General features: G+C 66.9%; 18 protein-coding genes and 1 pseudogene. 8 read left to right on the forward strand and 11 right to left on the reverse strand.

What is annotated here, in order from left to right:
• Window positions 1-850: 850 nt before the first annotated feature.
• The 10 genes from paaZ to I9P22_RS13095 form a co-directional block, all read right to left on the reverse strand.
• Entirely contained in the window at window positions 851-2,914 is a 2,064-nt protein-coding gene (gene paaZ, locus I9P22_RS13050; RefSeq protein WP_199259925.1) for a phenylacetic acid degradation bifunctional protein PaaZ, read from the reverse strand.
• A 73-nt stretch (window positions 2,915-2,987) separates the two neighbouring features.
• A complete protein-coding gene (locus I9P22_RS13055; RefSeq protein ID WP_199259926.1) occupies window positions 2,988-3,740 on the reverse strand; it encodes a Phenylacetic acid catabolic protein in 753 nt (250 codons plus the stop codon).
• 19 nt (window positions 3,741-3,759) lie between these two features.
• On the reverse strand, window positions 3,760-4,836 hold the full coding sequence (paaE, locus tag I9P22_RS13060; RefSeq protein WP_199259927.1) for a 1,2-phenylacetyl-CoA epoxidase subunit PaaE: 1,077 nt from the start codon (window positions 4,834-4,836) through the stop codon (window positions 3,760-3,762).
• 34 nt (window positions 4,837-4,870) lie between these two features.
• Entirely contained in the window at window positions 4,871-5,398 is a 528-nt protein-coding gene (gene paaD, locus I9P22_RS13065) for a 1,2-phenylacetyl-CoA epoxidase subunit PaaD (RefSeq protein ID WP_199259928.1), read from the reverse strand.
• A gap of 5 nt (window positions 5,399-5,403) precedes the next feature.
• Window positions 5,404-6,258 (reverse strand): 1,2-phenylacetyl-CoA epoxidase subunit PaaC, encoded by an 855-nt coding sequence (gene paaC / locus I9P22_RS13070; RefSeq protein WP_199259929.1) that lies wholly within the window; start codon window positions 6,256-6,258, stop codon window positions 5,404-5,406.
• Complete coding sequence (gene paaB, locus I9P22_RS13075) at window positions 6,258-6,542, reverse strand: 1,2-phenylacetyl-CoA epoxidase subunit PaaB (RefSeq protein ID WP_199259930.1); 285 nt, start codon at window positions 6,540-6,542, stop codon at window positions 6,258-6,260. The genes paaC and paaB overlap by 1 nt, the downstream gene beginning before the upstream one ends.
• 55 nt (window positions 6,543-6,597) lie before the next feature.
• Entirely contained in the window at window positions 6,598-7,587 is a 990-nt protein-coding gene (paaA, locus tag I9P22_RS13080) for a 1,2-phenylacetyl-CoA epoxidase subunit PaaA (RefSeq protein ID WP_199259931.1), read from the reverse strand.
• 19 nt (window positions 7,588-7,606) lie between these two features.
• Window positions 7,607-8,812, reverse strand: coding sequence for a 3-oxoadipyl-CoA thiolase (gene pcaF, locus I9P22_RS13085; protein ID WP_199259932.1), 1,206 nt, complete (start codon window positions 8,810-8,812; stop codon window positions 7,607-7,609).
• Between the two features lie 161 nt (window positions 8,813-8,973).
• Window positions 8,974-9,807: a PaaX family transcriptional regulator gene (locus tag I9P22_RS13090; RefSeq protein ID WP_199259933.1), complete on the reverse strand. Its 834-nt coding sequence runs from the start codon at window positions 9,805-9,807 to the stop codon at window positions 8,974-8,976.
• A 75-nt stretch (window positions 9,808-9,882) separates the two neighbouring features.
• Window positions 9,883-10,791 (reverse strand): LysR substrate-binding domain-containing protein, encoded by a 909-nt coding sequence (locus I9P22_RS13095; protein WP_199259934.1) that lies wholly within the window; start codon window positions 10,789-10,791, stop codon window positions 9,883-9,885.
• A gap of 103 nt (window positions 10,792-10,894) precedes the next feature.
• Here I9P22_RS13095 and I9P22_RS13100 point away from each other — a divergent pair, with 103 nt between their 5' ends.
• From I9P22_RS13100 to I9P22_RS25065, 7 genes and pseudogenes are all read left to right on the forward strand, one after another.
• Window positions 10,895-12,124: an aminopeptidase P family protein gene (locus I9P22_RS13100; RefSeq protein WP_199259935.1), complete on the forward strand. Its 1,230-nt coding sequence runs from the start codon at window positions 10,895-10,897 to the stop codon at window positions 12,122-12,124.
• Between the two features lie 97 nt (window positions 12,125-12,221).
• Window positions 12,222-13,544, forward strand: coding sequence for an MFS transporter (locus I9P22_RS13105; protein WP_199259936.1), 1,323 nt, complete (start codon window positions 12,222-12,224; stop codon window positions 13,542-13,544).
• Between the two features lie 166 nt (window positions 13,545-13,710).
• Window positions 13,711-14,586, forward strand: a complete 876-nt coding sequence (locus tag I9P22_RS13110; protein WP_199259937.1) for an MBL fold metallo-hydrolase — start codon at window positions 13,711-13,713, stop codon at window positions 14,584-14,586.
• Window positions 14,587-14,603: 17 nt separating this feature from the next.
• Window positions 14,604-14,807, forward strand: coding sequence for a YgaP family membrane protein (locus I9P22_RS13115; protein WP_199259938.1), 204 nt, complete (start codon window positions 14,604-14,606; stop codon window positions 14,805-14,807).
• Window positions 14,804-15,241 carry a YeeE/YedE family protein gene (locus I9P22_RS13120; protein WP_199259939.1) on the forward strand — a complete coding sequence of 146 codons (438 nt, stop codon included), beginning with the start codon at window positions 14,804-14,806 and terminating at the stop codon, window positions 15,239-15,241. The genes I9P22_RS13115 and I9P22_RS13120 overlap by 4 nt, the downstream gene beginning before the upstream one ends.
• 1 nt (window position 15,242) lies before the next feature.
• Window positions 15,243-15,650: a DUF6691 family protein gene (locus I9P22_RS13125; RefSeq protein WP_199259940.1), complete on the forward strand. Its 408-nt coding sequence runs from the start codon at window positions 15,243-15,245 to the stop codon at window positions 15,648-15,650.
• Window positions 15,647-17,370 (forward strand): annotated as a pseudogene (locus I9P22_RS25065) (SulP family inorganic anion transporter). The gene I9P22_RS13125 and the pseudogene I9P22_RS25065 overlap by 4 nt, the downstream one beginning before the upstream one ends.
• On the opposite strand, the gene I9P22_RS13135 reads toward I9P22_RS25065, so the two are convergent.
• Window positions 17,346-17,675 (reverse strand): ArsR/SmtB family transcription factor, encoded by a 330-nt coding sequence (locus I9P22_RS13135; protein ID WP_199259941.1) that lies wholly within the window; start codon window positions 17,673-17,675, stop codon window positions 17,346-17,348. The pseudogene I9P22_RS25065 and the gene I9P22_RS13135 sit on opposite strands and share 25 nt — an antisense overlap.
• A 223-nt stretch (window positions 17,676-17,898) precedes the next feature.
• Here I9P22_RS13135 and I9P22_RS13140 point away from each other — a divergent pair, with 223 nt between their 5' ends.
• The gene (locus I9P22_RS13140) at window positions 17,899-20,166 is read left to right on the forward strand and encodes a FepA family TonB-dependent siderophore receptor (RefSeq protein WP_199259942.1); all 2,268 of its coding nucleotides are present in this window, start codon (window positions 17,899-17,901) and stop codon (window positions 20,164-20,166) included.
• Window positions 20,167-20,173 lie beyond the last annotated feature (7 nt).

Consider the following 20,173-nt stretch of genomic DNA (forward strand, 5'->3'; position numbering starts at 1 on the left):
TTGCGTGCCAAGGTCACCTCCCACGTAGAGATGATCTTGAATCACAGCCAGACGCGCAGGGGAATCCTTTTTGTCAACACAACCTAGCTTCTTGTGGTGTGAATGAGGATGATCTTGCCTCATGGTCGGGGCAGTCGGTAACCCTGCTAGATGCACATCCACTCTTTAATACTATGCCAGTTGAAGTACGTTATCTGGCGGATGGAACTGAAGTTAGAAATTATGTGAATGGGATGGCCGTTTCGCAGTGCTTCGGCGGCGCATCAGCTTCAAGATATAGCCCGATGACTGTGCAAGTTAGCGGGAATAGTTTTTGCTCCAGTAGATTTGCAGCGTGTAACAATCAGTTCTACATTCGAAGCGGCATTGTGCAGAGATATGCGCCGGTTGGTAGTGGTGGTGCTCGCTGCTATACTGATAAAAGAACAAGGCCCGTGTCTATTTAAACATGCACTTTGCCGCGCTATGTCTGCGACCAAAGCTCTGTATGGGTGTCGCGACCACCCGGAGCCTGGAGGACTGGATCGGGATATGGCGTGCAGTCTGCTGTTTTCTCATACTAAAAAGGTGGTGATCGGCGCTCAGCAAAGCGTAGAGTGCGTACTTGCTCTTACCATTCACCCGCAACGCCCGTTCCGCGCCATCACCAACAGATCATACTGCGGCGCCTCGGCGCGGCGCCGGTTCGGCTCTACCTCGGTCAGCGCCACCGCCGGGGCCAGCTTCTCCTTCGCCCGACGGCAAGCTGCTGATAGAAGCCCTGCCCGGCCACTTCCAGGCAATCACGTCGCCGATCACCACAGCCTCGAGGTGGATGAAGGCCGATGCGTCGATGACCAGCACGATGCCATCACGAGACCAGAGGCCACTCCTTGGCCACCATGGTCAGCACGTCGTATTGCGCCACGACCTCGCCCTTCTGGTTGGTGACCCGGCAGTCCCAGCGCACCTCGCCGTGATCGGCATTCTGGCGCGGGTTGATCTCCTTGCAGGTCAGCCGCACCTGCAGCGTGTCGCCGAAATAGACCGGCGTCAGGAAGCGCAGGTTGTCCACGCCGTAATTGGCCAACACCGGGCCCGGATTCGGCTCGACGAACAGGCCGGCCGCGAAACTGGCGATCAGGTAGCCATGCGCCACGCGGTCGTCGAAGAACGGATTCGCCTTGGCCGCCGCCTCGTCCATATGGGCATAGAAGGTGTCGCCGGTGAAATGCGCGAAATGCTCGACATCCTCGCGAGTGATGGTGCGCGTCGCCGTGACCAGCTGGTCGCCGATGCGCAGCTCGGCCAGCGACTTGCGGAAGGGATGCACGCCCTGCTGCGCATCCGCCCCCTCGATCCAGCGGCCGGTGACCGCGGACAGCAGCCGCGGCGCGCCCTGCACGGCGGTGCGCTGCATGTAATGCTTGACGCCGCGGATGCCCCCCATCTCCTCGCCGCCGCCAGCCCGGCCCGGCCCGCCATGGACCAGCGGCGCCAGGGGCGAGCCGTGCCCGGTCGAGCTTTTGGCCGAGGCGCGGTTGCCGATCAGCACCCGGCCGTGGAAGGGCGCGACACCCAGCACCACTTCCTCGGCCACCCGGGGATCGTCGGTGAAGACCGAGGAGACCAGCGAACCCTTGCCCAGCCGGGTCAGACGGATCGCCTCGTCCAGGTCGTCATAGGGCAGGACGGTGGACACGGGACCGAAGGCCTCGACCTCATGCACGGCGGCGGCCGAAAAGGGCTTTTCGGCATACATCAGCACCGGGTTCAGGAAGGCGCCCTTGCCGGCATCGCCCGAGGCAACGCGCACTTCCTCGGGATCGCCGGCCACGATCTCGGCCACCGCCTGCAACTCGCGGATGCGCTCGCGCACCTCCTGCCGCTGGTCGAGGCTCGCCAGCGGGCCCATGCGCGTGGCTTCCTCGCCCGGCAGGCCCAGCGCGGTCTTGCCCAGCCGTTCCCCCAGCGCCGCGACCAACGCCTGCACCTGCGCGCGCGGCGCGATCACCCGGCGGATCGCGGTGCATTTCTGCCCCGCCTTCACCGTCATCTCGCGCGCCACCTCCTTCACGAACAGCTCGAACTCGGGCGTGCCCGCCACGGCGTCCGGACCCAGGATCGAGGCGTTCAGGCTGTCCGCCTCCATGGTGAAGCGCACGGAATTGGCGATGATCGCCGGATGCGCCTTCAGCTTGCGCCCGGTCCAGGCCGAGCCGGTGAAGGTCACTGCGTCCTGTCCGGTGACATGGTCCAGCAGGTCGCCCACCGAGCCGCAGATCAGCTGCAGCGCGCCTTCGGGCAGGATGCCGGTCTCGACGATGCGCCGCACCATCAGCTCGGTCAGATAGGCGGTCTGGCTGGCCGGCTTCACCACGCAGGGCACCCCGGCCAGCAAGGTCGGGGCGATCTTTTCCAGCATCCCCCAGATCGGGAAGTTGAAGGCGTTGATATGCACCGCCACCCCCTGCAGCGGCGACAGGATGTGCTGGGCGCTGAAGGTATTGTCGCGCGACAGCAGCTCGACATCGCCATCGGTCAGCACGCGGGTATTCGGCAGCTCGCGCCGGCCCTTCGAGGCATAGGTCAGCATGGTGCCGATGCCGCCCTCGATATCGACCCAACCGTCGGCGCGGGTGGCGCCGGTATGCAGGCTTTCGGCGTAGAATTCCTCCTTCTGCGCCATCAGCGCCTGGCCCAGGGCCTTGAGCATCGCCGCCCGCTCGTGAAAGGACATGCGGCGCAGCGCCGGCCCGGCGACCTCGCGGCCATGCGCCAGCACCGCGGCGAAATCCAGCCCGGTCGAGTCGATCAGCGCCACAGGCTCGCCGGTGGCGGCGTCCAGCAGCGCCTGGCCTTCGCGCGCCCCGGGCGTCCAGGCGCCGCAGACATAGCTTTCCAGGCGGCGCGGGTTGCGGGTGACTGCGTTCATATGCGTTTCCTTCGCGTTTCCGGTCGCGTTCTTCAGACAGGGCGCGGGGCCTGTTTCCCCGCCGCCCGCCATCTCACAGGCCCAGTCGGGCCAGTTCTTCCTGCAGCTGGGCTTCCCATTGCGCCAGCAGCGCCTCGTTCGGCTGGTGGCGCAGGCCAAGGCGGCGCAGCATCTCGTGCCGCGCCGATTGCGCCAGGCCGAAGCCCGCCGCGACGCGCGGCCGCCAATAATCCAGCGCCGCCAGGATCTCGGCCTTGCCCTCGGGCGTGGCGGCGATGCGTTCCAGCCCCTCCAGCCCCAGCTGGGCATGGCGGGCCTCGCGCGGAGCGATCTGCCGGAAGACCTCGGCCAGCGGGCCGTAGGAGACGCGGGTCAGCTCGGTCATCTGCACCCCGGTCGCCAGGCCCTGCAGCACGTTCATCACCACCGCATCGGTCCAGCCGGTGATCGGATAGTGGAACACCGACAGCCGCATGTCGCCTGGCCGGCGCGCCGCGCCCAGATCGGCCTCGCGCGCGACCCGGGCGGCCCAGTCGTGGCTGGTCTGGTAGCGCATGACATCGGTGCCGAAATCGCCCATCACCTCCAGCACCTGTTCGGCGTGGTCGGCCTTTTCCAGGGTGATGCGGCTGGCCGCGATACGCTCCTTGATGCCGGGCGCGAAGTTGATCGCATCGGCGAAACCGGCCGAGGCAGCCAGCTCGCTGTCCACGAAGGAGGACATCAGCCGCAGCAGCTCGCCGCGATAGCGGGCCGGCACGTTGCCCGGCGCGGTCAGCACCCCGCCCTGGGCCAGATAGTCCTCGATGCTCATGCTGTCAGACATGGTTCCCCCTCCCGTCCGGTCATTCGTCATAGGTCACGACGACCCGGTCGCTGACCGGATAGGCCTGGCAGGACAGGACATAGCCCGCCCGGACCTCGTAATCTTCCAGCGCGTGGTTCACCGCCATCTCGACCTCGCCTTCCAGCACCTTGCAGCGGCAGGTCGAGCATACCCCGGCCTTGCAGGAATAGGGCGCGTCCATGTGGTTGGCGATGGCGGCGTCCAGAATCGTCTCGCCCTCGCGCGGCATCTGGAAATTGCGCGTGGCGCCGTCCAGCGTCACGGTGGCCGCGGTGCCGTTTCCCTGCGTCGCGGACTCGCGCGACACGGCGCGGGCCCTGGCGCGACCGGGCTGGCTGCTGGCGAACAGCTCGAACTTGATCTGGTCGTCGCGCAGCCCGTGCTCGCGCAGGCTTGCCGCCACGGTCAGCATCATGCCCTCGGGGCCGCAGATGAAGGCGGTGTCGATGGCCTTGGGGTCGATCCAGTGCCGGAACAGCGCCGCCATCTTGCCCTCGTCGATGCGGCCGGTGAACAGGTCGATCTCCTGCGCCTCGGCCTTGAGCACATGCAGCACCGAGAAGCGGCCCAGGTAGAGGTTCTTCAGGTCCTCCAGCTCTTCGCGGAACATGATCGAGCTGATCTGGCGGTTGGCATAGACCAGCGTGAACTGCGAGCGCGGCTCGCGCGCCAAGACCGTCTTGATGATCGACAGGATCGGGGTGATGCCGGAACCGGCGGCGACGGCCAGGTATTGCCGTTCGGCGGCCGGATCGATCTCGCTGTAGAACCTGCCCATGGGCGGCATCGCCTCGATCTCGTCGCCCGGCGCCAGGTTCTCGTTCGCCCAGGTGCTGAAGGCGCCGCCATCGACGCGCTTGATGCCGACGCGCAGCGCGCCCTCGTCCTTGCCGGCGCAGATCGAATAGCTGCGGCGCAGCTCCTCGCCGTCGAACTCGCGGCGGAAGGTCAGATACTGGCCCTGGGTGAAGTCGAAAAGCGCGCGATCCTCCTCGCGCGGGGCCAGCGTGACCACCACCGAGTCGCGCGTCTCGCGCCGGACATCGGTCACCTTCAGCGGGTGGAAGCGTGCCATTCGGGTATCCTTCCTGATAACGGGCTGCGCATCCTCAGATGCATTTGAAATAGTCAAAGGGTTCCAGGCAATCCTTGCAGCGCCAGCTGGCCTTGCAGGGGGTCGAGCCGAACTGGCTGACTCGTTCGGTATGGGTCGAGCCACAGCGCGGGCAGGCGACGGCCAGGTTGCCGCCCGCCCCGATCAGCCGCGAGATCCGCCCCGCCAGCTGGCCGTCCGCCGCCGTGCCGTCGATGGGGGGCGCGATGCCATAGGCGCGCAGCTTTTCCCGCCCGGATTCGGTCAGCCAGTCGGTGGTCCAGGGCGGCGACAGCCGCCGCTCCAGCCGCAGCTTGTCGATGCCGCGGGCCCGCAGCGCCGTCTCGATATCCAGGTTGATGATGCTGGTCGCCGGGCAGCCGGAATAGGTCGGCGTGACAGTGACGACCAGCGTGTCGCCCTGCCACGCGACATCGCGGATGATGCCCAGGTCGGTCAGGCTGATGACCGGAATCTCCGGGTCGGGAACCTCGGAAAGCCAGCCCCAGACCTCTTCGACGCCGGGATGGGGTGCGGCGGCCATGGCCGTTACCAGCTTGCGCCCGGATAGGCGCGCTGCAGGAACTGCATCTCGGCCAGGATATAGCCCAGATGCTCGGTATGGGTGCCCTGCCTGCCGCCCTTGTGCGCGAAGGGGCTGTCGGGGATCTGCAAGGTCGCCTCGCCCAAAACATGGCGCAGGGTGGCGTCCCAACCGGCGCGCAGGCTGGCCGGATCGGGGAAGATGCCACGCGCCGCGACCTTGGCATCCTTGTCGTCGCCCAGGAACATCTCGCCCGTATAGGGCCAGAGCGCGTCCAGCGCCTCCTGCATGCGGCGGTGGCTTTCCGCGGTGCCATCCCCCAGCCGCACCACCAGGTCGGAGGAGCGTTCCAGGTGGTAGGCAACCTCCTTGCCGGCCTTGGCCGCGATCTCGGCCACGCGCGGGTCCAAGGACGCGGACAGCGCCTTCAGCAGCTCGTGGTGCCAGGCGTCGAACAGGAACTGCCGCATCAGCGTATGGCCGAAATCGCCGTTCGGGCGCTCGACCAGCAGCAGGTTGCGGAAATCCCAGGCGTCGCGCAGATAGGCCAGGTCATCGGCGCTGCGGCCCTGCCCCTCGACCTCGGCCGCGAGGCCCAGCCACAGCTGGGTCTGGCCGATCAGGTCCAGCGCCACGTTGGCCAGCGCGATGTCCTCTTCAAGCGCCGGCGAATGGCCGCACCATTCGGACACGCGATGGCCGAGGATCAGCGTGCTGTCGCCGATGCGCAGCAGCGCCTCGAAGAACGCCTCCTGCCCGGCATCGGGCTGCGGCGCGGCGGGATGGTTCGGGTTGGCCTCGGCCTCGCGCCGGGCAAGGTCCGCCACCTCGGGCGTGTTCATGTCGGGCAGCGACGGCATCACATGTGCCCCACTTCGTCGGGAATGTCGAAGAAGGTCGGGTGGCGATAGACCTTGGAGTTCGACGGCTCGAACAGCGGCCCCTTGTCCGAGGGGCTCGACGCAGTGATCTGCGCCGAGGGCACGACCCAGATCGACACGCCCTCGTTGCGGCGGGTATAGACGTCGCGGGCGTTCATGATCGCCATTTCGGCGTCGGGCGCGTGCAGGCTGCCGACATGGCGGTGGTTCAGCCCGTGCTGGCCCCGGATGAAGACCTCCCAGAGCGGCCATTCCTTGGACATGGTTCTCTCCCTAAACTTGGTTCTGCGGCTGGCGCGTGTTCCTGGCGGTGACGGGTTACTCGGCGGCCTGCGCCCGGCGGGCGGCGGCCTTTTCAGCATGGACGACCAGCGCCTCGCGGAACCAGGCGCCGTCCTCCCAGGCCTTGACGCGGGCGCCCAGCCGGTCCTTGTTGCAGGGCCCGTTGCCGGCCAGCACATCGTAGAATTCCGACCAGTCCGGCTCGCTGAAATCGTAGCCGCCCTTTTCCTCGTTCCATTTCAGGTTCGGGTCCGGAACGGTCAAGCCCAGATACTCCGCCTGCGGCACGGTCTGGTCGACGAATTTCTGCCGCAGCTCGTCATTGGTGTTCATCTTGATCTTCCACGCCATCGACTGTGCCGAATGCACCGAGTCCTTGTCGGACGGCCCGAACATCATCAGCGCCGGATACCAGAGCCGGTTCAGCGCATCCTGCGCCATGCGCTTCTGCGCCGGCGTGCCCTGCGCCATCTTCATCATGATCGCGTAGCCCTGGCGCTGGTGGAACGACTCCTCCTTGCAGATGCGGATCATGGCACGGGAATAGGGACCGTAGCTGGTCCTTTGCAGCGGCACCTGGTTCATGATCGCCGCGCCGTCGACCAGCCAGCCCACCGCGCCCATGTCGGCCCAGGTCAGCGTCGGATAGTTGAAGATCGAGGAATATTTCATCTTGCCGGCATGCAGCAGTTCCATCAGCTCGTCGCGGCTGACGCCCAGCGTCTCGGCGGCGCTGTAAAGGTAAAGCCCGTGCCCGGCCTCGTCCTGCACCTTGGCCAGCAGGATCGCCTTGCGCTCCAGCGTGGGGGCGCGGGTGATCCAGTTGCCCTCGGGCAGCTGGCCGACGATCTCGCTATGGGCATGCTGGCCGATCTGGCGGATCAGCGTCTTGCGATAGCCCTCGGGCATCCATTCCTTGGGCTCGATCTTCTCGCCGCGGTCGATGCGCTCCTGGAAGGCGAGCTCCTCGGGCGTCATCTCCTCGCGGGATTTGCTGCCTTCGGATTTCACAAGCTGGGCATACATGGCTGGATCCCTCCCTGGATCAAACGCGTTCGATGATGATGGCGATCCCCTGTCCCACACCGATGCACATGGTGCAGAGCGCATAGCGCCCGCCGGTGCGATGCAGCTGATACATCGCCGTCGTCACAAGCCGGGCCCCCGACATGCCAAGCGGATGGCCGATCGCGATGGCGCCGCCGTTCGGATTGACGTGGGCGGCATCGTCGGGCAGGCCAAGGTCGCGCAAGGTCGCCAGCGCCTGGCTGGCGAAGGCCTCGTTCAATTCTATCACATCCATCTGCCCGATGGTCAGTCCCGCGCGCGCCAGAACCTTTTTCGCCGCAGGGGCCGGGCCTATGCCCATGATGCGCGGCTCGACCCCCGCCGCGGCCATGGCGACGATGCGGGCTTTCGGCGTCAGGCCGTGCCGCTGCGCCGCCTCGGCCGACAGGATCGCCAGCGCCGCGGCGCCGTCGTTGACGCCCGAGGCATTGCCGGCCGTCACCGTCAGCTCGGGCCCGTTCACGCCCTTCAGCTTCGCCAGCACCTCGGCGGTGGTGCCGGGGCGCGGATGCTCGTCGGTGTCGAAGACGATGGGCGCGCCCTTCTTCTGCGGGATGGTGACGGGCACGATCTCGTCGCGGAAGATGCCGGCCTTCTGCGCCGCTTCCCAGCGGGCCTGGCTGCGGGCGGCGAAGGCGTCCTGGTCGGCGCGGCTGATGGCGAATTCGGCGGCGACGTTGTCGGCGGTCTGCGGCATCGAGTCGATGCCGTATTGTGCCTTCATCGCCGGGTTGACGAAGCGCCAGCCGATGGTGGTGTCATAGACGGCATTGGCGCGCGAGAAGGCGGTTTCCGCCTTGGGCATCACGAAGGGCGCGCGGGTCATGCTTTCGACGCCGCCGGCGATGACGAAATCGCAGTCGCCCGCCTTGATGGCGCGGGCGGCCATGCCGACCGCATCCATGCCCGAGCCGCACAGCCGGTTCACCGTGGTCGCCGGCACGCCGACCGGCATCCCGGCCAGCAGCACCGCCATGCGGCCGACATTGCGGTTGTCCTCGCCCGCCTGGTTGGCGCAGCCATAGATCAGGTCGTCGACCGCCGACCAGTCCACGCCCGGATTGCGCTCCATCAGCGCCTTCAGCGGGATCGCCGCCAGATCGTCCGCCCTGACCGAGGCCAGCGCCCCGGCATAGCGCCCGATGGGCGTGCGCACCGCGTCGCAGATGAAGGCTTCCTGCATGCCTGTTCCCCTTGCGTTGAAAGATCGGCGATTCTCCCAATTCGCCGACCGATTGGTCAGCTTATAACGCGGGAAACATCACACAGGAAGCAAAAAATGCGCTGACCATGTGATGTTTTTTGCGCGCACCCAGGATTGTCCTTTCCTGTCATGGAGTTGCGTCAGCCTATTCCGGCCATCCGGCTTGCGCTTTCCTTGGTGCTTGCCGGCAGGAAACCGTCCACGCCCTCGAAACGGCTGGCGATGTGGCGCTCGGCCCCCGGGGACAGGGCGGCATAAAGCTGGCGGAACAGGTCGCGCGCCGCGCCGCCCTGCCAGTCCGGCGGCAGCACCCGGACCGGCAGGCGCGGGTCGCGCAGCAGCACCTTGCGATAGACCTCGACCAGCAGCAGCCGCACCACCAGCGCCGTCTCGTCCGCCAGCGCGCCGCGCCGTGCCGGCTCCAGCACATCCCCGAAGCGGCCCAGCATCTCGAGATAGCGCGCCTGCAGCGCGGATAGATCCCAGTAGCGCGCCAGTTCCGCCGTCGCGGCCGGATCGTCGGCGTGGAAGACCACCGCGCCCTCGGGCGGTTCCTGGCCGCGATCGGGGCGGATGAAGACATGGCCGCCCATGCGGCCCAGCCGCAGATGCCGGGCCTGATCCTCGGTCAGGGCCGGGGCATGGATGATCTGCCAGCCCTGCGGGACCGGGTCGGGCGCATAGAGCAGCCGGGCCGCCTGGTCGAATTCCCTGCGGGCCGAGGCGTCCAGCCGGTAATAGCTGCGCCGCCCGGCGCGCTCGCCGCGCAGGCGGCTGGCGGCCACCAGGCGCGAGACGGCGGTGCGCACCAGCGACTCGCTGATGCCGACCCGGGCGCAGATCTCGATCAGGGTGCCGGTCCAAAGCACGCCACCCCGCGGCACCACCACATCGCCATAGACGGTGACGATGAAGGAAGCCGAGCGCAGTTCCAGCCCGCGCAGGATACCGGCCAGCAGATTGCCGTCGAACATGATCCCTCCGCCTGCGGACCCGTCCGCGGCAATACATTACAAAGAACTGGCGAAATTGGCCAGCCGCGTGACATGTCAGGGGACCATCTGCGCCCGTTCGGCCATCAGCCATTCGACGAAGACCCGCCGGGCCTCGATCCGGTCGCTGTTGGGCGGCGCGGCGTCGGACTGGGTCAGGTAATAGTCGAACTGCTCCAGCACCGCGATGTCCGACAGCCGCACCAGCCTGCCCTCGGCCAGGTCCGGCCCGATCATCGCCAGCGAGCAGAGCGCCACCCCCTGCCCCGCCAGGGCCGCGGCGCGCAGCAGGTTGAAATCCTCGAAGATCGGGCCGGGCAGCGTTTCGGGCACCGGCTGGCCCGCCCGTCGCAGCCAGGTCTGCCATCCCGCCGGGTCCGCATCATGCAGCAGGCCCAAATCCAGCATCCGCTGTGGTGCCAGGCTCTCGACCGGCCCGCCATCCAGCAGCGCCGGGCTGCAGACCGGCACGCTGACCCCGCTCAGGAATGGCTCCGAGCGGAAGCCCGCCCCCATTGGCCGCATGGCGGCAAAGGTGAACGCCAGATCCACGTCGCCAAAGTCGATCTCGTGGCCGTGATGGGCGTAGATGACGCGCAGCTGCACCTCGGGATGCCTTTCGCGAAACCGCGGCAGGCGCGGGATCAGCCAGCAGACCGCGACCGAAGGAATCGCCGCGACCACCAGCGAATCGGCGGCGGGCGCATGGCGGGCGCGAAGACAGGCCGCGTCGATGCCGCCGAAGGCCAGGGTCAGGTCGCGGGCCAGCGCCTGGGCATGGGGCAGCAGCCGGGGGGCCCGCCCGGTGCGGTCGAACAGCGGCGCACCGAACCACTCCTCAAGATGCCGGATCTGGTGACTGACCGCCGGCTGGGTCACGAAAAGCGCCTCGGATGCGGCGCGGAAGCTGCCAAGCCGCGCCACCGCCTCGAAGGCACGCAGGGCGTTCAGGGGGGCGGTCGTCATGGCACCTCGGATAAGATTTTCTAATAGAAATGATTATAAATGGTCTTTTGACGCAGGGCAAATGCGACGGCAATCTCCAGGAAACCTAACCGGGAGAGTATGGATGACCGAACGCGAAAGACTTCAGAACTATGTCGGCAACGGGCAGAAGGCGCAGTCGACCTTCTCGGCGGCCGAGATGCAGCGGCGCCTGGACGCGATCCGGGCGCATATGGCGCAGGCGGGCATCGACGCGGCGCTGTTCACCTCGTATCACAACATCAACTATTATTCGGACTTCCTCTATTGCCAGTTCGGCCGCCGCTACGGCTTCCTGGTCGACCATGACAAGGCGACCTTGATCAGCGCCGGCATCGACGGCGGCCAGCCCTGGCGGCGCACCTTCGGCGGCAACGTCACCTATACCGACTGGCAGAAGGACAACTACTTCCACGCCATCCGCCAGCTGGTCGGCGCCGCCAAGCGCATCGGCATCGAGTTCGACCATGTGAACATCGACCTGCTGAACCTGCTGAAAGCGGAATTCCCCGGGGTCGATTTCGTCGATATCGCCGCCCCCGCCATGCGGCTGCGCATGATCAAGTCGGCCGAGGAGATCGCCCATATCACCGAGATGGCCCGCATCGCCGATGTCGGCGGCGCCGCCTGCGTCGAGGCGACAGCGGTGGGCGTGCCCGAGCACGAGGTGGCATTGCATTCGACCGCCAGCATGGTGCGCGAGATCGCCAGAACCTGGCCGCATGCCGAGTTGCTGGACACCTGGACCTGGTTCCAGTCGGGCATCAACACCGATGGCGCGCACAACCCCGTCACCTCGCGCAAGATCGAGGCCGGCGATATCCTGTCGCTGAACTGCTTCCCGATGGTCGCCGGCTATTACGTCGCGCTGGAGCGCACGCTGTTCGCCGAACATGCCAGCGACGAGCATATCCGGCTGTGGGAGTTCAACTGCAAGGTCCATGACCGCGGCAAGGAACTGCTGGTGCCGGGCAAGAAATGCTCGGAGATCGCCGCGGAACTGAACGAGATGTATGCGGCCGAGAACCTGCTGCAATATCGCAGCTTCGGCTATGGCCACAGCTTCGGCGTGCTCTGCCACTATTACGGCCGCGAGGCCGGGCTGGAACTGCGCGAGGATTGCGACACCGTTCTGGAGCCCGGCATGGTGGTCTCGATGGAGCCGATGATCACCATCCCCGAGGGCATGCTCGGGGCCGGCGGCTACCGCGAACACGACATCCTGGTGATCGAGGAGGCCGGCAACCGCAACATCACCGGCTTCCCCTACGGCCCCGAGCATCTGATCGTGAAGGGCAAGGCCAAGGCGGCCTGATCCCCCAGCGGCCCGCCGGCGCCCGCCAGGCGGGCCGCTTCGCATCCTGCGCGCCGGCAGGAGGGGCCGGCACAAGAACCCCAAGGGAGGAAAAATCATGTCGCATTCCGTGGCCGCGCAAGCGGCCGCCCGGACCGATGATGCCGAAGGCTCGCAAGGCGTCCTGAAAAAGGTCCTGGGCGCTAGCTTCATCGGCAATTTCGTCGAATGGTTCGACTATGCATCCTATGGCTATTTCGCGACGGTGATCGCCGCCGCCTTCTTTCCCGACATCGCGCCGGGCAGCGCCCTGCTGGCGACCTATGCGGTCTTCGCCATCTCCTTCGTGATCCGGCCGCTGGGCGGCATCATCTGGGGCACGATCGGCGACCGGGTCGGCCGGCGCACGGCGCTGTCCTGGTCGATCCTGATCATGTCGGGGGCGACCACGGTCATCGCGCTGCTGCCCGATTACCACCAGATCGGCATCGCCGCGCCGATCCTGCTGCTGGTGGTGCGCATGGTCCAGGGCTTCTCGGCCTCGGGCGAATATGCGGGGGCGACCTCGTTCATCGCCGAATATTCACCGACGCATCGCCGCGGGCTCTATACCAGCATCGTGCCCGCCTCGACCGCGGCGGGGCTCCTGGCCGGGTCGCTGATGTCGGCGGCGCTGTTCTGGCTGCTGAGCGAGGCGCAGATGCAGTCCTATGGCTGGCGTCTGCCCTTCCTGCTGGCACTGCCGTTGGGGCTGGTCGGGCTCTATATCCGGCTGCGGCTGGAGGATACGCCCAAGTTCCGCGAGCTTGAACAGGCGCATCACGTCGAGCGCACGCCGATCCGCGAGCTGTTCGGCAACCACGGCCGACAGATCGCCATCGCCTTCGGCGCCACCTGCCTGAACGCCGTGGGCTTCTATCTGATCCTCAGCTACATGCCAACCTATCTCTCGACCGAGATGGGCATGGGGCATACGGAATCCTTCATCGCCGCCAGCCTGTCGCTTGCCGTCTACATCTTCCTGATCTTCCTGATGGGCCAGCTTTCCGACCGCTTCGGCCGCAAGACGGCGCTGATCACCGCCTCGGTGCTGTTCATCCTGCTGACGGTGCCGCTGTTCAAGATGCTCGACGGCGCCAGCTTCGCCACCATCGTGCTGATCCAGATCGCCTTCGGCGCGCTGCTGACCATCAACGACGGCACGCTGCCCTGCTTCCTGTCCGAGATCTTCCCGACGCGGGTGCGCTATTCCGGCTTCGCCTTCAGCTTCAACGCCGCCAATGCGCTGTTCGGCGGCACGGCGCCCTTCGTGGCGACCTGGCTGATCGGCGCCACCGGCAGCAAGCTGGCCCCGGCCTGGTATCTGGTCGGCGCCGCCGGGCTCGCTCTGATCGCCATGCTGCTGGCCCGCGAAACCGCCGGCAAGCCGCTGGAGGACTGACCGGTCGCATCCCCCGTTTTCCCATCGGGCCGGGCCGCAAGGCCCGGCCTTTTTACATCGTCCGCCTGGGGCGTTTCGCCGCGCATCCCTCTGTTGCATATATTCGCATAAGTGAATATATAGGGAAGAAATTCCAGATGCCGCGATCAGATCAAGAGGTTTTCCCATGACTATGGCCCCGGAAGTGACAGGGTTCTACGAGGCGCGCACCGGCTCGGTGCAATATGTCGTGGCCGACCCCGAGACGAAGCAATGCGCGATCATCGACCCGGTGCTGGATTACGACGAGAAATCCGGCGCCACGGCGACGATCCAGGCCGACCGGATCCTGCGCTTCGTCGCAGACAAGGGCTACGAGGTGCAGTGGATCCTGGACACCCATCCCCATGCCGACCATTTCTCGGCCGCCGATTACCTCAAGCGCCGGACCGGCGCCCCCACCGCCATCGGCGAGAAGGTGACCGAGGTCCAGACGCTGTGGAAGGGCTATTACCACTGGCCGGACTTTCCCGCCGATGGCTCGCAATGGGACAGGCTCTTCGCCGATGGCGAGACTTTTGCGGTCGGCAATATCCCCGCGCGGGTGATGCTCTCGCCCGGCCATACGCTCGCCTCGATCACCTATGTCATCGGCGATGCAGCCTTCGTGCATGACACGCTGTTCATGCCCGACAGCGGCACCGCGCGGGCCGACTTTCCCGGCGGCGATGCGCATGTGCTGTGGAACTCGATCCAGGCCATCCTGGCCCTGCCGGACCAGACCCGGATCTTCACCGGCCACGACTATTGCCCGGGCGGACGCGAGCCGCGCTGGGCATCCACCGTGGCCGAGCAGAAGCGCAAGAACCCGCATGTCGCCGGCATGGACGAGACCCGCTTCGTCGCCCTGCGCGAGGCCCGCGACAAGACCCTGCCGATGCCCAAGCTGATCCTGCACGCGCTGCAGATCAACACCAATGCCGGCCGCCTGCCCGAACCCGAGGCGAACGGCCGCCGCTATCTGAAGATCCCGCTGGACCTGCTGCAGGCGGCCTGGGATTGAACCAAGGGAGAGTAACGATGAAAGCCAATGTCGGAAGCATCGACCGTTCGCTGCGGCTGGTTCTTGGTATCCTGCTGATCTTGCTGCCCTTCCTGGCCGGACTGGCCGGGTTCGGGAAATGGCTCAGCCTGGCGGTCGGCGCGGTGCTGGTCGTCACCGCGCTGGCGCGTATCTGCCCGGCCTATGCACTGTTCGGCATCAGCACCTGCGGCCGCAAATGACCGCGTTCACGCCCCTGCAATCCACCCTGGGCGGGGCGCTGATCGGGCTGGCGGCGGTGCTGCTGATGGCGCTGATCGGCCGGGTCGCGGGCATGACCGGGATCGTCTCGGGCCTGCTGCCCGGCGGCGAGGGCCAAGGTGCGCAGGGCCGCGGCTGGCGCGCGGCCTTCCTGCTGGGCGCCGCCGCCGCGCCGGCGCTGATGCTGGCGCTTGGGGCGCCGGTGCCCTTCGACAACCCGGTGCCGCGGCCCTTGCTGGTGCTGGGCGGGCTGCTGGTCGGGATCGGCGTGACCTATGGCGGCGGCTGCACCTCGGGGCACGGGGTCTGCGGCAATGCGCGGCTGTCGCCGCGCTCGCTGGTGGCGACGCTGACCTTCATGCTGACCGCCTTCGCCACGGTCTACGTCATCCGCCACGTGATCGGAGGGGTCTGAGATGCCGGTCCTCACCGCCCTGCTGGCCGGGCTGATCTTTGGCGCGGGCATCGCGCTGTCGGGGATGATCAACCCGGCCAAGGTGCTGAACTTCTTCGACCTTGCGGGTGACTGGGATCCGTCGCTGGCCTTCGTCATGGCCGGGGCGCTGGCCGTGACCTTCGCCGGCTACCGCCTGGTGCTGAAACGCCTGCAGCCGCTGCTTGCGCCACGCTTCCACCTGCCGACCCGACGCGACCTGGACCCGGCGCTGATCGGCGGCTCGGCGCTGTTCGGTATCGGCTGGGGCATCGCCGGCTTCTGCCCCGGAGGCGCGATTCCCGCCCTTGGCCTGGGCCAGCCCGACGCGGCGATCTTCGTCGCCGCCATGGTCGCGGGCATCGCCCTGACGCGCTGGCTGCGTCCATGACGCCCAGCCGTCTGCTGCCGCTGCACTGGACACGCGGTTATGACGGCGCGACGCTGGGCGCCAACCTGCTGGCGGCGGCGATCGTGACCGTCATGCTGATCCCGCAAAACCTTGCCTATGCGATGCTCGCCGACCTGCCGCCCGAGGTCGGGCTCTACGCCCCGATCCTGCCGCTGGTGGCCTATGGCACCTCGCGGGTGCTGGCAGTGGGGCCGGTGGCGGTGGTATCGCTGATGACCGCCTCGGCCATCGGGCCGGTGGTGGCGCAGGGGCTGGCAAGCCCGCCGGTGGCCGCTGCCGGGCTGGCGCTGCTTTCGGGCGCGATGCTGGTCGCAGCGGGCCTGTTCCGGCTGGGCTTCCTGGCGAATTTCCTCAGCCATCCGGTGATCTTGGGCTTCATCACCGCCTCGGGCATCCTGATCGCGGCGGGACAGGTCCGCCATGTCCTCGGCATCGAGGTCGCAGGCACCACGCTGGTCGAGATCCTCCCGGCGCTTGCCGGGCAGATAGGCCGGACGAATCCATGGACGCTGGCTATCGGGCTTGGTGCGCTGACCTTTCTTGGGGGCGGCGCGGCTTTGGGCGCGGCCGGCCCTGACGGGCGCGGGCCGGCCCGGCTGGCCGGCCGACATGCTGGCCCGCGCGGCACCCATCCTTGCCATCGCCGTCTCGATCCTGCTGGTCAGGGCGCTGGACCTGGGCGCGCGCGGCGTCAAGCTGGTCGCCGCGATCCCGCAAGCGTTGCCAAGACCCGCCCTGCCCGCGCTGGCCCCCGAGCTGCTGCTGGCGCTGGCCCCGGCGGCGCTGCTGATCTCGGTCGTGGGCTTCGTCGAGTCGGTCTCGGTCGGGCAGACCCTGGCGGCGCGGCGGCGCGAGCGCATCGCGCCGGACCAGGAACTGATCGGGCTCGGCGCCGCCAATATCGCCGTCGGGCTGACCGGAGGCTACCCGGTGACCGGCGGCTTCGCGCGCTCGGTGGTGAACCATGATGCGGGGGCGCAAACCCCGGCGGCGGGCATTTTCACCACCCTCGGCATCGCGCTGGCGGCGCTGTTTCTGACCCCGTTTCTGGCGGACCTGCCACAGGCGGTGCTGGCCGCGACCATCATCCTGGCGGTGCTGTCGCTGGTCGATCTGCGCGCCATCGCCCGCATCCTGACCTATTCGCCGCGCGATTTCCTGGCGATGGCGGCCACGATCCTGGTCACGCTGCTGGCGGGCGTCGAGCAGGGCATCAGCGCCGGGGTGATCCTGTCGCTGGTCATGCAGCTTTACCGCAGCGCGCGCCCACATTCCGCGATGGTCGGCCAGGTGCCGGGGACCGAGCATTTCCGCAATGTCGAGCGCCACGCGGTCATCACCTGGCCCGAGATCCTGTCGCTGCGCGTCGATGAAAGCCTGTATTTCGCCAATTCGCGCTTTCTCGAGGATCGCATCGCCGCCCTGGTCGCCGACCGACCGCGGCTGCGACATGTGGTGCTGATGTGCCCGGCGGTGAACGACATCGACGCAAGCGCGCTGGAGAGCCTTAGGGAAATCAATCGCCGGCTGGCCGAGGGCAGGATCAGGCTGCACCTGTCCGAGGTCAAGGGCCCGGTCATGGACCGGCTGCGGCGCAGCGATTTCCTGGACCACCTGTCGGGGGGTGTTCCTGAGCCAGCACGAGGCGATCTGCGCGCTGCGCGGCCGCCGCAATCAGGCGGCGCAGAAGCTTTCGTAAAGCACCGCCATGACGCGGCGGGCGGGCTCGCTTTCGATGCGATACCAGATCACCTGCCCCGCGCGCCGGCCCGCGATGATCCGGTCGCGCCGAAGCAGCGCCAGATGCTGCGACACCGTCGAGTCGCGGATGCCGAGGAATTCGGCAAGCTGGCCCACCGATTTCTCGCCCGAGCTGAGCGCGCACAGAATCATCAGCCGGTGCTGATTGCCCAGGGATTTCAGGAATTCGCTGGCCGCGCCGGCCGCGCTCCGCATGGCTTCGGGGTCAATCCGGCCGGGCTCGGGAAGGGTTCCGCTCATCATTTTTGCATATCTACAAGAATATGAATATATCGTCAAGAAGCAGCCTCCGGGATCGGCCAGGCAAAAGCTCCTCCCCCCGGAAGCGATCGCCCGGCTCGCAACCTTGCGACATTTCGCGACAAAAGAATCCCGGGCCCGGATTGATGCTTCGGTTCACAAATGCTTGAAGCGGGCCAGCACGCGCACCGCCAGCCATTCCCGATCCCTTCCACAGGAGCAAGCGATGGCGACGCTTTTCCCGCGCCCGACCACGGGCACCGCACTCTGTCTGCTGATGTCACTGCCGGTCCTCGCCGGTTCCGCCCTGGCGCAGGAGACCACCACCACGACCGCAACCACCGACGACACCATCGTCCTCGATACCGTGGTGATCTCGGCCGAGGAACAGGCCAAGCAGGCGCTCGGCACCTCGACCGTGACCGCCGAGGACATCGAGAAACTCCCGCCGGTCAACGACATTTCCGAGATCGTGCGCAAGATGCCGGGCGTCAACCTGACCGGCGCCACCGCCACCGGCCAGCGCGGCAACCAGCGCCAGATCGACATTCGCGGCATGGGGCCGGAAAACACGCTGATCCTGATCGACGGCAAGCCGGTCATGTCGCGCAACGCGGTCAAGATGAGCCGCGGCGGCGAACGCGACACCCGCGGCGATTCCAACTGGGTGCCTGCCGAGATGATCGAGCGGATCGAGGTGATCCGCGGCCCGGCCGCGGCACGCTATGGCTCGGGCGCCTCGGGCGGGGTGGTCAACATCATCACCAAGCGGCCCGAGACCTTCACCGGGCAGGTGTCGATGCACACCGACGTGCCGGAAAACAGCAAGGAAGGCAGCACCAACCGCGCCAACTTCATGCTGGCCGGCCCGTTGGGCGAGACGCTGACCTTCCGCCTGTTCGGCAATTACAACCGCACCGATGGCGATGCCGCCGACCTGAACCCGCCGCGCACCGACCCCGAGACCGGCGAGGCGCTGCCGCCGCTGGCGGGCAGCGAGGGCGTGACCAACAAGGACCTGGGCGCGCTGCTGAGCTGGAACCTCGCCCCCGGTCATCATCTCGATTTCCAGATGGATTTCTCGCGCCAGGGCAACGACTTCGCCGGCGACACCCGCAGCGGCGCGGTGGACGAGGAACAAGCCGAGCTGTTCGGCACCGAAACCAGTCGGATGTATCGCCGCACCTTCTCGCTGACCCATCGCGGCGAATACGACTTCGGCGAATCGAACAGCTACATCCAGTGGGAAAACACCGGCAACACCCGGCTCTGCACCGGCAATGCCGGCGGCCCCGAGGACAACTACGTCTATTGCGTCGATACCGACGGCGATGGCGAGGACGACGCCTACGAATACCGGACCATCGACCTCGACACGATCTCGGCCAAGTCCGAATGGATCCTGCCGATGAATCTGGGCTCCAAGGCCAGCCGGGTGACCCTGGGCGCCGATTACCGCGGCGAGTTCATGGACGATTCGGTCTCGACCACCAACACCCTGCCGCCGGAAGTGGGCGGCGGCACCGGCGTGCCCGAGGATGCGGCCGACCGCGATCCCAAGACCGAGCAGAACACCATCGGCCTTTACGCCGAGGCGAATATCGAATGGAACGAGCAGCTGACCCTGACGCCGGGCCTGCGCTTCGACTACAACGACAATTTCGGCTCGAACTGGTCGCCCAGCCTGAACGCGACCTGGCGCTTCAACGACGCATGGTCGATGAAGGTCGGCGTCGCGCGCGCCTTCAAGGTGCCGAACCTGTTCCAGCTGAATCCGAACTACGTCTACGTCACCCGCGGCAACGGCTGCCCCTATGTCGACGGGGTGCGGCTGTCCGGTCCCTGCTATGTCCTCGGCAACCCGGACCTGGAGCCCGAGAAGAGCCTCAACAAGGAAATCGGCGTCGCCTATGTCGGCGCCAACGGCATCGAGGCCAGCCTGACCTATTTCCATAACGACTACGACAACCGCATCGGCTCGGGCTTCGTTCAGTATAACGACAACAGCGACGACGGCCGGCTGTATCGCTGGGAAAACCAGGGCAAGGCGGTCATCTCGGGGCTGGAGGGCAACTTCTCGACCGATCTGGGCGAGCGTTTCGCCTTCAACGCCAACTTCACCAAGATGATCAAATCCGAAAAGGACGACGGCCAGCCGCTGAGCCTGGTGCCGGATTACACGGTCAACGCCTCGCTGGACTGGTTCGCCTCGGATACGGTGACGGTGACGCTGGCGGCGACGCATTATGGCAAGATCGACGCCGCCACGGTCAGCTCGATCACCAATGCCGAGTTCGACGAGACGAACGAGCGCGACCCCTATACGCTGGTCAACCTGGGCGCGACCTGGGACATGACCGACAAGGCGCGGCTCTCGGCCGGGGTGACGAACCTGTTCGACAAGACGGTGCTGCGCACCGACGCCAGCACCGGGGCGAATACGTTCAACGAGCCGGGGCGCGCCTTCTACCTGGGGCTGACCTCGACCTTCTGATCCCGGC

Source organism: Paracoccus binzhouensis (assembly GCF_016446475.1).
Lineage (GTDB): Bacteria > Pseudomonadota > Alphaproteobacteria > Rhodobacterales > Rhodobacteraceae > Paracoccus > Paracoccus binzhouensis.